Here is a 12,854-nt window from a genome sequence, read left to right as displayed (position 1 = left end):
GTTACGTTGAGCTCATTCCGATTCCGCTTATCTCGTCAAAGCTACCGTGTGCCGCTCGCGACTCCGGCAGCCCGACTCCCGCCCGACCCTCGCCGTGCATACTTCTGAGGAAGAGGTGAGAAGCGGGTCCGGTCGCCGACAATCACCCGTTCGGACCCAGCAGGAAGTGTTCATGACGAAGCTGTCCGTAGTCGTCCCTTGCTACAACGAAGAAGCCGTCATCGACAGCTTCGACGCGGAGCTCCGAAGGGTCCTGGACACCCTCTCCGTCGAGTACGAGGTCTGCTACGTCGACGACGGAAGTCGCGACGGCACCCTCGACAAGCTCCGGAAGATCGCGGCGGAGTACGGCGACCGGACCAGGTACGTCTCCTTCAGCCGCAACTTCGGCAAGGAGGCCGGCATGCTCGCGGGCCTGCGCGAAGCCACCGGCGACGCCGTCGTGATCATGGACGCCGACCTCCAGCACCCGCCGGAGCTGATCGCGACCATGCTGGAGCACTACCGGCAGGGCCACGACCAGATCATCGCCCGCCGCACGCGCGAGGGTGACAAGAAGCTCCGCTCCGCGCTCAGCAGCCTCTACTACCGCGGCGTCAACCGCTGGGTCGACGTGGAACTCGCCGACGGCGTGGGCGACTTCCGCATGCTCTCGCGCCCGGCCGTGGACGCCCTGCTGTCCCTGCCGGAGTACAACCGCTTCTCCAAGGGCCTCTTCTCCTGGATCGGCTTCGACACCGTCCACTTCGACTACCGCAACGCGCAGCGCGAGGCCGGCGAGACGAAGTGGAAGTTCGGCTCCCTGCTGAACTACGGCATGGACGGCCTGATCTCCTTCAACAACAGGCCGCTGCGGATCGGTATCTGGTTCGGCGTGTCGCTGGTCGCCCTGACCGGTCTGTACGCGCTGTGGATCACGATCATGGCAATCACCAACGGCGTCGAGTCCCCGGGATACGTCACGCTTGTGGCCATCATCACGGGCCTGGGCGGCGTCCAGCTGATCATGCTGGGCCTGATCGGCGAGTACATCGGCCGTATCTACTACGAGACAAAGCGCAGGCCGCACTTCCTGGTGAAGGAGTCGCACGGCGCGCAGCCGCTCCCGCGGACCGGGCGGCCCACGGCCGCCCCGGTCGAGGAGCCGACGATCGCGGAGCGCAGCGCCCGATGAGCCGCAGAGAGCAGCTCGGCCAGATCTTCCGCTTCGCCCTCGTGGGCGGGGTCAACACCGGCACCTTCTTCGGCATCTACCTGCTCCTTCACCCGTGGATGCCGTACTTCGCCGCCTACACCCTCGCGTTCCTGCTGTCGATGATCGGGTCGTTCTTCATGAACACCTACTTCACCTACCGCACACGGCCGACCTGGAAGAAGTTCCTGCTCTTCCCGCTGACGAACGTCACCAACTACGTCATCCAGTCCGTCGGCCTCTACGCCCTGGTGACCTGGGCCGGGATGGACACCCGGATCGCCCCGCTGGTCGCGGCGGTCGTAGCCGTCCCGTTCACCTTCCTGCTCTCCCGCAAGATCCTCGTCCCGGGCGCCGCCCGGGCCGAGGAGGCCCAGCGCGCGCAGACGGGGGCCTCGTCCACGGTCTGAAACCCCCGAGCAGCCCCGCGCGCCCACCCCGTAGATTGAGACGGCAGGCATTTTGGGCAACAGGGGCAAGGGGACAGACGTGTCAGCGGCTAGGCAAGGTGTCGTGGACGCCCGCAGGATCGTGGTCAAGGTCGGCTCCTCCTCCCTGACCACCGCGGCCGGCGGACTCGACGCCGACCGGGTGGACGCACTGGTCGACGTCCTCGCCAAGGCCCGCAGCGGAGGCGAGAAGGAGATCGTCCTCGTCTCCAGCGGAGCCATCGCCGCCGGACTCTCCCCGCTCGGCCTGCGCCGCCGCCCCACGGACCTGGCCCGCCAGCAGGCCGCCGCGAGTGTCGGGCAGGGCCTGCTCGTCGCCCGGTACACCGCATCCTTCGCCCGGTACGGCGTCCGCGTCGGCCAGGTGCTCCTCACCACCGACGACACGAGCCGCCGGGCCCACTACCGCAACGCCTTCCGGACCCTGGACCAGCTCCTGACCATGGGCGCCCTGCCCGTCGTCAACGAGAACGACACGGTCGCCACGGACGAGATCCGGTTCGGCGACAACGACCGGCTGGCGGCCCTCGTCGCCCACCTCGTCCGCGCCGACCTCCTCGTCCTCCTCTCCGATGTGGACGGCCTCTACGACGGCGACCCGTCCCAGCCCGGCACCACCCGCATCGAAGAGGTCCGCGGGCCCGAGGACATCGCGCACGTCTCCATCGGCAGCGCCGGCAAGGCGGGCGTCGGCACCGGCGGCATGGTGACCAAGGTCGAGGCGGCCCGGATCGCGGCCGCCGCCGGGATCCCCGTGGTACTGACCTCCGCGAGCCAGGCCGCCGACGCCCTCGCGGGGCGGGGCACCGGCACGCTGTTCCACTCCACCGGGCGCCGCTCGGGGGACCGGCTGCTCTGGCTCCAGCACGCGTCGACCCCGCAGGGGCACCTGGTCCTGGACGACGGAGCCGTCCGTGCGGTCACCGAGCGGGGCAGCTCGCTGCTGCCCGCGGGCATCGCGTCGGTCGAGGGCGACTTCGTCGCCGGGGACCCGGTGGAACTGCGCTCGGCCGACGGCCGCGCCGTGGCCCGGGGCCTGGTCAACTTCGACGCCAAGGAGCTCCCGCAGCTCCTCGGCCGCTCCACTCGCGAGCTCGCGCGGGAACTCGGACCCGCGTACGAACGGGAGGTCGTCCACCGGGACGATCTGGTCCTGCTGGAGGGCTGAGCTTCGCCAAAAGCGCAGCGCGGCGGCCCGTGGACTGGTCAACTGTGAAGGGCGGGCGGACCCGCGTGGCGGAGACAGGAGGCGGCTGGTGAGACGAGCGCTGACCAGCGTCGGCACGGGGGACGGTGACGGCGGCGGGGGCGGGGAGGAGCCGGATTACGCATCGCGCCTGTGGCACGTGACCCTGAGCGTCTCCGGCAAGCCGGCCCGGCTCTCCGAGGTCCGGCGCGGGCTGGAGCAACTGGCCCACGACCACCCCTTCCTGCTGACCAGCCGGTACGCCGACGACCACGCGGAGATCCGCTACTGGGAAGAGGCCCGCGACCTCCACGACGCGGCGGCCGTCGCCCTGCGCCTGTGGGGCGAACACCGCTCCTCGGCGCAGCTCCCGCCCTGGGAGATCGTCGGCCTGGAGGTCATCGACCGCGCCACCTACCACCAACGCGTGGCAGAGGGCTACGGCCCGCCCCCGGCCCACCCGGTGGGCGTCCACCCGTACTGACCGCGCCCCGCACGAGCCCTTCCCGTCACATCCCATCCCCGCCGGCGCCGGAGGACCGGGGCCCTGGACACATACCGGGTCCGGGGCACATTCCAAGCCCGGCGGGCGTGTGAGGACCGGGGTCCTGGACACGTTCCCGGCCCGGCGGGCGTGTGAGGACCGGGGTCCGGGGCAGATTCCAGCCTCGCCGGCGTTTGAGGCGCGGGGTTCGGGGCGGAGCCCCGGTCCTGTGCCCGCACCCGGCACGGACCGGTACCGGCCGAGGGCCCGGGGCGGAGCCCCGACCCGCCGACCCGGGCCGGAGGACGTCTCGCGGGGTGGAAACCCCGACTGCCCGGCCCGCGCCGGGTACTACCCTGGGCGCCATGACCTCGCTCGATGCCGCCACCTCGCCCGTCCTCGCCACCGCGCAGCGGTCCCGCACCGCCGCCGCCGCCATCGCCCCACTCCCGCGGTCCGCCAAGGACACCGCCCTGCTGGCGATCGCGGACGCGCTGGAGGCCCGTACGGCCGAGATCATCGCCGCCAACGCCGTGGACACGGACAAGGCCCGCGCCGCCGGTACGAGCGAGACCGTCATCGACCGCCTCACCCTGACCCGGGAGCGGGTCGCCGCCATCGCCTCCGATGTGCGCGACGTCGCTGCCCTCCCCGACCCCGTCGGCGAGGTCGTCCGCGGCAACACCCTCCCCAACGGCATCGACCTGCGGCAGATCCGCGTCCCGCTCGGCGTCGTCGGCATCATCTACGAGGCCCGTCCGAACGTTACGGTCGACGCCGCCGCCCTCTGCCTGAAGTCCGGGAACGCGGTCCTCCTGCGCGGCAGTTCCTCCGCCTACTCCTCCAATACCGCCCTCGTCGCCATCCTGCGGGACGCCGTCCTGAGCGTCGGCCTGCCCGCCGACGCGATCCAGCTCGTCCCCGGCGAGTCCCGCGAGTCCGTCCGCGAGCTGATGCGCGCCCGCGGCCTCGTCGACGTGCTCATCCCGCGCGGCGGCGCCTCCCTCATCAAGACCGTGGTCGAGGAATCCACCGTCCCCGTCATCGAGACCGGTACCGGCAACTGCCACGTCTACGTCGACGCCCAGGCCGACCTGGACATGGCGGTGGACATCCTCATCAACTCCAAGGCCCAGCGGCCCTCCGTCTGTAACTCCGCCGAGACCCTCCTCGTCCACCGCGACATCGCCGACGCCTTCCTGCCGCGCGCCCTGGACGCGCTCGCCGACGTCGGCGTCACCGTCCACGGAGACGCCCGGGTCCTGGCCGCCGCCGAGGGCAGCAAGGTCACCGCCCTGCCCGCCACGGACGAGGACTGGGCCGCCGAGTACCTGTCCTACGACATCGCCGCCGGAGTCGTGGACTCCCTCGACGACGCAGTCACCCACATCCGCCGTTGGACCTCCGGTCACACCGAGGCGATCGTCACCACCTCGCAGGCGGCCGCGCGCCGCTTCACCCAGCTGGTCGACTCGACCACGGTCGCCGTGAATGCATCCACTCGGTTCACGGACGGTGGCCAGTTCGGCTTCGGCGCGGAGATCGGTATCTCCACCCAGAAGCTGCACGCCAGGGGCCCGATGGGGCTTCCCGAGCTGACCTCCACCAAGTACATCGTCACCGGCGACGGTCACATTCGGTAGTCGCTCCTTGAGCACGGTGTGGCTGGAATTCGGCAGACACCCTGCCCAAGGAGGCCCCCCAGGTCTAGGCTGTTCCTGTGCCGGACGACGTGGGGGGCAAGCCGTTTCCGGACGACGGGACCCCCGAAGACGATGCAGACGACCGCGGAGGCGCGGATCAGGACTTCGCCTCCGTGGTGTTCGACGAGGACTTCGTCCGGAACGCCGGGATTCATGAACCGAGCGCCGCCGAGCGCCAGCGGGCGGCCGACCGAGCGCGCGCGGAGGCCGAGGCGGCCCGTGCGGTCGCCGGCGGCTGGACGGGCGACGACGACTACGACAGCTACGGCTACAGCCATCCCGACGGCTACGACGACCACGGCTGGGACCGCGACGACCGGGGCCACGGATACCCGGACGGCCCGTACGGCGCCTACGGAGGCAGCCTGCGCCCGTACCGCGGCCGCGCTCCCTGGCTGCGCCCGGTGGCCTGGGTGCTCGCCTTCGTGATGGGCCTCGGCATGGTCGCCCTCGCCTTCAGCGCCGTCTACCGCAGCGCCTCGGGCGAGGCGGACCCCGCCCCGGCGCCGGCCAGTACCCCCAGGGGTGAAGTCACCGGCGTCGGCGCGTTTACGTACCCCTCCGTTCGCCGACCCTGAAGGTACGACCCCACTCGCATACGCCGGAGCTGGGGGCTTCTCTGAAGCGGGGACAGCGGGGAGAAGCGATGGCCGTGCCAGGAGATCCACCCAACAGCACCCCCGAGGGCATGGGCGGGGGCGATGACGAGTTCCGGTCGGACGAGTACCGATCGGTGGTGTTCGACGAGGACTTCGTCCGGGCTGCCCGCCTCCAGGAGTACTCCGCACAGGAACGCATGGGCGAGCACGCCCGGGCCGTACGCAGCCGCTCCATCTGGTCCGGCGGCGGGCCCGGGTCCCGGACCTCCACCCCCGGCCGGGGCGCCCGGCAGGGCCTGCTCCTCGTACTGCTCATCGCCACGGCCTTCGCGGCCGCCGTCTACATGGGGCTGCGCAATCCGTACGAACCCCCGCCCGGGGGAACCGCCCAGCCGCTCAGCAGCACGGTGGTCCCGCTCGCGCCGACCACCGTCGTGCCCGGCGGGCGGCCCGTCGACCTGTACGCCAAGAGCCCCGCAGCCGACTACCGGGTCGGGGCGGCCGGCATCAGCCTGCCCGCCGTGCGCCGCACGCACCACTTCAGCGACACCCAGGTCGTCACCGCGCTGTCGATCGCCAAGGACTACCTGGTGCAGTCCTCGCTGGACCCCGACATCCTCGCCGGAGCGGCCACCCGCCCGGTGCGCGTCCTGCTCGACCCCGACCAGCTGGCGCAGTTCGACCGCAGCATGACCTCGCCCTCCGGCGACGGCCGCCACGCGGCCACCGGCTGGCTGGTCCGCTTCGACCAGGCCACCGCGGTCGTGGCCGACTCCCGGGTCCGGGTGAGCGGCACGCTCGCCTTCGAGGAGGTGGCCCCGGACGCGCTGGAGGTCACCACCGACCACACCTTCGTCTACGCCGTGCGCCCGGCCACCGGAGCCCCGGCCCCAGCCGACGGCGCCTCGCTCTTCACCGTCCGCCGCGAGCTGCGGCTGCGCTTCGACCGGGACGACCTCGGGGCCCGGCGGCTGGAGCTGGTCTCGGCCTATGTGATGGCCGGGCCGCAGGACTGCTCCGCCGACCCCGCGGGAGCCTTTCGGCCGCTCCTGGCCGGCGCCGCCCCCACCACGGTCGGCCCGGCCGCGAGCGACCCGTACGCCAGCGGCCAGCCGCGGCGCACGGCCGGGCTGTGCGGCGTACTGGCATCGCCCGCGGCCCCGCAAACCGCTCCCGTCAGCCCTGCTCCGTAGCCCCGCCCTTGCCCTCGGGCCGCGGCCCCGTACCGGATCCGCCCCCGGCGCCCGCGCCGGTGAACTTGTCGCGGAGCTTGCCCCCCAGGTCGCCGGCACCGCCCGCGATGTCGCCCACCAGCTTGAGCAGCGGGTCCTTGCTGGTGCGCACCGTGTCGGCGTAGTGCGCGGCGGACTGCCGGAAGGAGTCCGTCACCGAGGTGTCCTTGTCGTCCTCCCGCCGCGGGTAGTGGCCGTCCATGATCCGCTGGTGGTCGCGGCTTTCCGCCCACTTCTTCAGCTCGGCCGCCCGCACCGTCGTGAAGGGGTGCGTCCGGGGCAGCAGGTTGAGGATCTTCAGCACGGAGTCGCGCAGATCGCCGGCCGACTCGTACTCCTCGGCCTGGGCCAGGAAGGCGTCCACGTTCATCTCGTGGAGGTGGTTGCCGCCCGCGATCTTCATGAGCCCCCGCATCGAGGCCTGCACGTCCTGCCCCACCAGCAGCCCGGCCCGGTCGGCCGAGAGTTCCGACTTGCGGAACCACTCCCGCAGCGCGGTGACGATGGTCATGATCGCCACATTGCCCAGCGGGATCCACGCGATCTTCATCGCCAGGTTGGTCAGGAACAGCAGAATCGTGCGGTAGACCGCGTGCCCCGACAGCGCGTGGCCCACCTCGTGGCCCACCACCGCCCGCATCTCCTCCTCGTCGAGCAGCTCGACGAGGCCGGTGGTCACCACGATGATCGGCTCGTCCAGCCCGATGCACATGGCGTTGGGATTCGGATCCTGCTGCACATACATCTGCGGGACCTTCTCCAGGTCCAGGATGTAACAGGCGTCGCGCAGCATCGCATGCAGGTGCGGGAACTGCGTCTCGCCCACCCGCACCGACTCCGACAGGAACAGCAGCCGCAGGCTCCGCTCCGGAAGCAGCCCGCTCAGGGCCTTGAACACCGTGTCGAAGCCGGTCAGCCTGCGCAGTGCCACCAGCGCGGAGCGGTCCGCCGGATGCTCGTACGCCCGCGATGAAATGCCGGGGAACCGCCTGCGGTCCCGCGCCGGTGCCTTCTCGAACCCTGTTTCCGTCATAGCGCCCTCCCCTGGATGGATCTGCTCGACCCTGCGTCTATCCCCTCCAACGCCTGAGTCGGCGTGAGCGTGCCCCAGGCCCCCGCATACGATGTGAGCGAAGTCTCCGCCCGCTCCCCGACTCGATAGGTACCTGCCTGATGAGCCTCGCCTCCACCGCCCACAACCTGGTCGTCCTCGCCTCGGAGGGGGCCGAGCAGCACGGCGGCAACCACGACAGCCTGAACCCGTACCTGACCGGCGGCGGCGCCTTCGTGATCCTGTTGCTGATGCTCTGGGTCACCACGCGCCTGAACCGCGACCGCTGAGCCCGCCGAGCCCGCTGAGCCCGCCGGGAACGCCGCGTCCGCCGGGCCAGTAGGCTCTGCGCTCATGGGAGAGCAGGAGATGCCTACCGGTCCGGTCAAGCGCCGGCTCGGAGTGATGGGCGGGACGTTCGATCCGATCCATCACGGACACCTGGTGGCCGCCAGCGAGGTGGCCGCCCTTTTCCACCTCGACGAGGTGATGTTCGTGCCGACCGGTGAGCCGTGGCAGAAGTCCCAGCGGGCCGTTTCGCCCGCCGAGGACCGCTACCTGATGACGGTCATCGCCACGGCCTCGAACCCGCAGTTCTCGGTGAGCCGCATCGACATCGACCGTGGAGGTCCGACCTACACCATCGATACCCTGCGGGATCTGAAGGCGCAGAACGACGACGCGGACCTGTTCTTCATCACCGGTGCCGACGCGCTCGCGCAGATCCTGACCTGGCGCAACGCCGAAGAGCTCTTCTCACTCTCCCACTTCATCGGAGTCACCCGGCCGGGCCACGTGCTCACCGACGACGGGCTCCCGGAGGGCGGCGTTTCCCTGGTGGAGGTGCCCGCGCTGGCGATCTCGTCCACCGACTGCCGGGCGAGGGTCGCGCAGGGCGATCCTGTCTGGTATCTGGTGCCGGATGGTGTCGTGCGTTACATCGACAAGCGTGAGCTGTATCGGGGAGCCTGAGCTTCCGGAGAGAGGGGCCCCGCGGTGAACGACCGACAGGATCCGTACGACCCGTATGCCGCGCAGGAGCAGCAGCTCGTCGGCTACGACGCGTACGGGCGGCCGGTGTACGGCCAGGTGCCCGCCCAGCCCGCTCCGGCTGCCCCGCAGCAGTACGAGCAGTCGTACGAACAGCAGCAGTACGGCTACGACTACCAGGGCTACGGCCAGCAGCCGCAGCAGTACTACCCCCAGCAGCAACAACAACAGCAGCAGCCCGCCGCCCAGGAGTACGGGCAGCAGGACTACGCACAGGCGCCCGGCTACGGGTACGACACGCAGCAGACCCAGCAGTGGATCCCGCAGCAGAGCGCCCCGGAGACCCCGGCGCCCGCCGCCGAGCGGGTCCCCGAGCCGCGCCGGGGCAACGGCGAGCCGGGCGGTGCGTCCGGCGGTGAGCCCGAGGCGGACCGGGACTACCGCACCGAGATGTTCGCCTTCATCGAGGAACCGGACGAGGACTCCGAGGACGTCATCGACTGGCTCAAATTCACCGAGAGCCGTACCGAACGCCGCGAGGAGGCCCGCCGCCGCGGCCGTAACCGGGTGGTGGCGCTGATCGTCGTCCTCGCCCTCGTCGCCGTCGGCGGCCTCGGGTACCTCTGGTACGCGGGCAAGCTGCCGTTCCTCGACGGTCCCGGGCAGAAGAAGACCGGCGCGACCGCCGACGCCGGGGCACAGAAGCGCGACATGATCGTCGTCCACCTGCACAACACCAAGAAGGGCGGCACCTCCTCGGCGCTGCTCGTGGACAACGTCACCACCCAGCAGGGCGCCACCGTGCTGCTGCCGAACACCCTCAGTGTCAGCGGCCAGGACGGGACGCCCACGGCGCTCGGCAAGTCGGTCGAGCAGGGCGGCCTCGGCACCCGCGAGGCCCTGGACTCCGTGCTCGGCACCCACATCGGCGGCACCTGGCGCCTGGACACCCCCTTCCTGGAGAACCTGGTCGAGCTGGTCGGCGGCATCGAGGTCGACACCGACGCCGCTGTTCCGGCCGACGACGCGGCCAAGACCCCGGCCGTGGCCCAGGGCCAGAAGCAGAGCCTGAGCGGCCCCATGGCCGTGGCGTACGCCACCTTCAGCGGCCAGGGCGAACCGGAGGCCAAGCAGCTGGACCGCGTGGGCAAGGTGCTCCAGGCGGTGCTGCGCAAGGTCCCGAGCGACCCGAAGGCGGCGGCCGTGACCGTCGAGAGCGTCGGCCAGATCCTCGACCCGGCCCTGAACGCCCAGACCCTCGGAGCCCTGCTGTCCCGGCTCGGCGCGCACGCCAAGGTGGGCGCGTACCGCACCGACGCCCTCACGGTGAAGGCGGACGGCACGCTCACGGACGAGGCCAACAAGAAGGTCGTCAAGGAGGTGCTCGGCGGCTCGGCCGGCGCGGCGCAGCCCGGCGCGGCCCCGCGCGTCGGCCTCAAGGACGCCACCGGCGACGAGAAGACGCAGATCGCGGCCAAGGCGGCCCTGATGAACGGCGGCTACTCCTTCGTCGACGGCGGCAAGGCCGACAAGGCCGCCGCCACCTCGCAGATCACCTACCAGGACGACGCGCAGCGGGACCGCGCGATCGAGGTGGCCAAGACTCTGGGGCTGCCCGAGACGGTCGTGAAGAAGGCCGAGAACGCGGTGAACGCCGAGGTCGTGGTGATCCTGGGCAAGGACTACAAGGCCTCCTGACCGCGGCGCGGGAGGTGCCCCGCAGGGTCCCTCCCGGGCCGCGGAGGAGGGCTTTCGCCCGCGCGCGACGCTGTGCGCGGGTGGTGTCGGCGGTACATGAGACCCTTGTAAGGATCTGCCCGCCAACCCGAAAGCATGGCCAGTGACCGCCACGGACCGCTCCATCGAGCTCATCACCGCCGCCGCCCAGGCCGCGGCCGACCGGCTCGCGCACGACATCATCGCGTACGACGTCAGCGACGTGCTGTCGATCACCGACGCCTTCCTGCTCGCCTCGGCGCCCAACGACCGCCAGGTCAAGTCGATCGTCGACGAGATCGAGGAGCGCCTGCTCAAGGAGCTCGGCGCCAAGCCGGTGCGCCGCGAGGGCGACCGCGACGCCCGCTGGATCCTGCTCGACTACGTCGACATCGTCGTCCACGTCCAGCACAGCGAGGAGCGCGTCTTCTACGCGCTGGAGCGCCTGTGGAAGGACTGCCCCGAGATCGAGCTCCCCGAGGACGCCAAGCTCACCCTCGGCAAGGCCGAGGAGCACGCCAAGCTGCGTGAGGCGGCGGGCGACGACGAACTGGACGGTGATCTGTTCTGAGCGCGACCACCTCTGGCAAGTCCGGCAGGAAGATCGTCCTCTGGCGACACGGCCAGACCTCGTGGAACCTGGAGCGCCGCTTCCAGGGCTCCACGGACATCGAGCTGACCGAGGCGGGTGTGGCGCAGGCGCGCCGCTCCGCGCGGTTGCTCGCCTCGCTAAAGCCCGACGCCATCGTGGCCTCCGACCTCCGGCGCGCGTCCGACACGGCTGCCGAGCTCGCCGCCGTCACGGGGCTGCCGGTGACGCGGGACGCGGCGCTGCGCGAGACGTACGCGGGCGAGTGGCAGGGCCTCACGCACGAAGAGATCCTCAAGAAGTACGGCGAGCAGTACGCGGCGTGGAAGCGCGGCGAACCGGTCCGCCGTGGCGGCGGTGAGCTGGAGACCGAGGTCGCCGACCGCGCCGCGCCGGTGGTGCTGGAACACGCCGCCCGGCTGCCTCCGTCCGGCACGCTCGTCGTGGTCAGCCACGGCGGCACCATCCGTACGACGATCGGGCGCCTGCTCGGCCTGGACTCGTACAACTGGGAGGGCCTCGGCGGGCTCTCCAACTGCTGCTGGTCCGTCCTCGGCGAGGGCGCGCGCGGCTGGCGGTTGCTGGAGCACAACGCCGGCACGCTGCCGGAACCGGTGCTCGGCGACGACGACTGAGCGACCTTCCGCCGCTCCCCGGCGGGGCCGCCAGCCGGATTTCACTTTCCGGCTGGTCGCAGGCTAGAGTTCTTCTTGTTCGCAGCGCAGAACACCGGAGACGGGGGAGCGCCGCGGAGAGCGGGGCTATAGCTCAGTTGGTAGAGCGCCTGCATGGCATGCAGGAGGTCAGGAGTTCAATTCTCCTTAGCTCCACAATCAGGATCCCGTCCCCAATGGGGGGCGGGATCCTTGTTTTTGTACCCTTTGCGTTTGCTGACCTGGCCCGCACCGGCATGGCAGAATCGGGACCGCCGGAGGGGGAGACGACGGCCCGACGCGGGAGGGAGTCGCTGACGGATGGGTGCACACCGGCGCCGGTGCGACTGGTGCAACAACGGCACGCCGATTGTGCGGGACATGGACCCGGTCAACCCCGACTACCAGTACTGGTGCGAGGAATGCGCGCGGGCGCTGATCATAAAAGGCGACCCGATCGAGACGTACCGTGAGCTGGAAGGGGAGCCGATCTACGGCCGGCTGCTCGACGAGCACTGCACGCTCAAGCGGTTCTATCAGTTCGCGAGAGCGTGACAAATTGGATTAAATCGGACATGGCCCGTGATCGGTGGAAACTGATTTTTGGACCGGGGCCATGACCGTGTAATGTTTGGGACGTCGCCAAGGGGAACCGGACAGGGAAGCCGAAGCGGCAAGCGCAACAAGGGGCTATAGCTCAGTTGGTAGAGCGCCTGCATGGCATGCAGGAGGTCAGGAGTTCAATTCTCCTTAGCTCCACAGTGAAGAAGCGGGCCACCCGGATCGGGTGGCCCGCTTCTCGTTGTGTCCGGGTGCCGGAACGGCTGAGCGTCCGTAGGGGCCGCTGCGGTACCCTGACGCCATGCGTGCCGTACGCCTTCTGCTTACCGAGCCGCGCTGATCAGTGCCGACCCTTCGAGTGGTCGGACCCGGCGCGGCGTCCCCTCCTGTGCGAGGGGTTTTTTCGTTTGGGCAGGCAGAGACGGCAGAGACGATCGATGGAGCTTCAG

At 70.6% G+C, this 12,854-nt stretch carries 14 protein-coding genes and 2 tRNA genes; 15 read left to right on the top strand and 1 reads right to left on the bottom strand.

Annotated features, from left to right (window positions below; all coding sequences use genetic code 11):
- Positions 1 to 172: 172 nt before the first annotated feature.
- The 7 genes from ACIQZO_RS24085 (at position 173) to ACIQZO_RS24055 (ending at position 6,806) form a co-directional block, all read left to right on the top strand.
- The gene (locus tag ACIQZO_RS24085) at positions 173 to 1,174 is read left to right on the top strand and encodes a glycosyltransferase family 2 protein (RefSeq protein WP_403629444.1); all 1,002 of its coding nucleotides are present in this window, start codon (positions 173 to 175) and stop codon (positions 1,172 to 1,174) included.
- Positions 1,171 to 1,602 carry a GtrA family protein gene (locus ACIQZO_RS24080; RefSeq protein WP_403629442.1) on the top strand — a complete coding sequence of 144 codons (432 nt, stop codon included), beginning with the start codon at positions 1,171 to 1,173 and terminating at the stop codon, positions 1,600 to 1,602. The genes ACIQZO_RS24085 and ACIQZO_RS24080 overlap by 4 nt, the downstream gene beginning before the upstream one ends.
- A gap of 79 nt (positions 1,603 to 1,681) precedes the next feature.
- The gene (gene proB, locus ACIQZO_RS24075; protein WP_403629439.1) at positions 1,682 to 2,809 is read left to right on the top strand and encodes a glutamate 5-kinase; all 1,128 of its coding nucleotides are present in this window, start codon (positions 1,682 to 1,684) and stop codon (positions 2,807 to 2,809) included.
- A gap of 34 nt (positions 2,810 to 2,843) precedes the next feature.
- Complete coding sequence (locus ACIQZO_RS24070) at positions 2,844 to 3,311, top strand: hypothetical protein (RefSeq protein WP_403629479.1); 468 nt, start codon at positions 2,844 to 2,846, stop codon at positions 3,309 to 3,311.
- A 317-nt stretch (positions 3,312 to 3,628) separates the two neighbouring features.
- Positions 3,629 to 4,954: a glutamate-5-semialdehyde dehydrogenase gene (locus ACIQZO_RS24065; protein ID WP_403629436.1), complete on the top strand. Its 1,326-nt coding sequence runs from the start codon at positions 3,629 to 3,631 to the stop codon at positions 4,952 to 4,954.
- A gap of 77 nt (positions 4,955 to 5,031) precedes the next feature.
- Positions 5,032 to 5,592 carry a hypothetical protein gene (locus tag ACIQZO_RS24060; protein WP_403629433.1) on the top strand — a complete coding sequence of 187 codons (561 nt, stop codon included), beginning with the start codon at positions 5,032 to 5,034 and terminating at the stop codon, positions 5,590 to 5,592.
- 68 nt (positions 5,593 to 5,660) lie between these two features.
- Positions 5,661 to 6,806: a hypothetical protein gene (locus ACIQZO_RS24055; protein WP_403629431.1), complete on the top strand. Its 1,146-nt coding sequence runs from the start codon at positions 5,661 to 5,663 to the stop codon at positions 6,804 to 6,806.
- Here ACIQZO_RS24055 and ACIQZO_RS24050 read toward each other — a convergent pair.
- On the bottom strand, positions 6,790 to 7,878 hold the full coding sequence (locus ACIQZO_RS24050; protein ID WP_403629428.1) for a M48 family metallopeptidase: 1,089 nt from the start codon (positions 7,876 to 7,878) through the stop codon (positions 6,790 to 6,792). The two genes, ACIQZO_RS24055 and ACIQZO_RS24050, sit on opposite strands and share 17 nt — an antisense overlap.
- Before the next feature lie 140 nt (positions 7,879 to 8,018).
- On the opposite strand from ACIQZO_RS24050, the gene ACIQZO_RS24045 reads away from it, so the two are divergent.
- From ACIQZO_RS24045 to ACIQZO_RS24010, 8 genes are all read left to right on the top strand, one after another.
- Positions 8,019 to 8,186 carry a hypothetical protein gene (locus ACIQZO_RS24045; RefSeq protein WP_403629426.1) on the top strand — a complete coding sequence of 56 codons (168 nt, stop codon included), beginning with the start codon at positions 8,019 to 8,021 and terminating at the stop codon, positions 8,184 to 8,186.
- A gap of 64 nt (positions 8,187 to 8,250) precedes the next feature.
- The gene (gene nadD, locus ACIQZO_RS24040; RefSeq protein WP_030008626.1) at positions 8,251 to 8,868 is read left to right on the top strand and encodes a nicotinate-nucleotide adenylyltransferase; all 618 of its coding nucleotides are present in this window, start codon (positions 8,251 to 8,253) and stop codon (positions 8,866 to 8,868) included.
- Positions 8,869 to 8,892: 24 nt separating this feature from the next.
- Positions 8,893 to 10,584, top strand: a complete 1,692-nt coding sequence (locus ACIQZO_RS24035) for a LytR C-terminal domain-containing protein (RefSeq protein WP_403629424.1) — start codon at positions 8,893 to 8,895, stop codon at positions 10,582 to 10,584.
- 142 nt (positions 10,585 to 10,726) lie between these two features.
- Positions 10,727 to 11,173 carry a ribosome silencing factor gene (gene rsfS / locus ACIQZO_RS24030; protein WP_267718558.1) on the top strand — a complete coding sequence of 149 codons (447 nt, stop codon included), beginning with the start codon at positions 10,727 to 10,729 and terminating at the stop codon, positions 11,171 to 11,173.
- On the top strand, positions 11,170 to 11,826 hold the full coding sequence (locus ACIQZO_RS24025) for a histidine phosphatase family protein (protein ID WP_403629476.1): 657 nt from the start codon (positions 11,170 to 11,172) through the stop codon (positions 11,824 to 11,826). The genes rsfS and ACIQZO_RS24025 overlap by 4 nt, the downstream gene beginning before the upstream one ends.
- 122 nt (positions 11,827 to 11,948) lie before the next feature.
- Positions 11,949 to 12,021, top strand: a tRNA-Ala gene (locus ACIQZO_RS24020).
- 144 nt (positions 12,022 to 12,165) lie between these two features.
- Complete coding sequence (locus ACIQZO_RS24015; protein WP_008738908.1) at positions 12,166 to 12,399, top strand: hypothetical protein; 234 nt, start codon at positions 12,166 to 12,168, stop codon at positions 12,397 to 12,399.
- A 131-nt stretch (positions 12,400 to 12,530) separates the two neighbouring features.
- A tRNA-Ala gene (locus ACIQZO_RS24010) sits at positions 12,531 to 12,603 on the top strand.
- Positions 12,604 to 12,854: the final 251 nt, after the last annotated feature.

Source organism: Streptomyces sp. NPDC097617 (genome assembly GCF_044761485.1).
In the GTDB taxonomy this organism is placed as follows: Bacteria; Actinomycetota; Actinomycetes; order Streptomycetales; family Streptomycetaceae; genus Streptomyces.
This window is presented reverse-complemented; position numbering and strand designations above follow the sequence as displayed.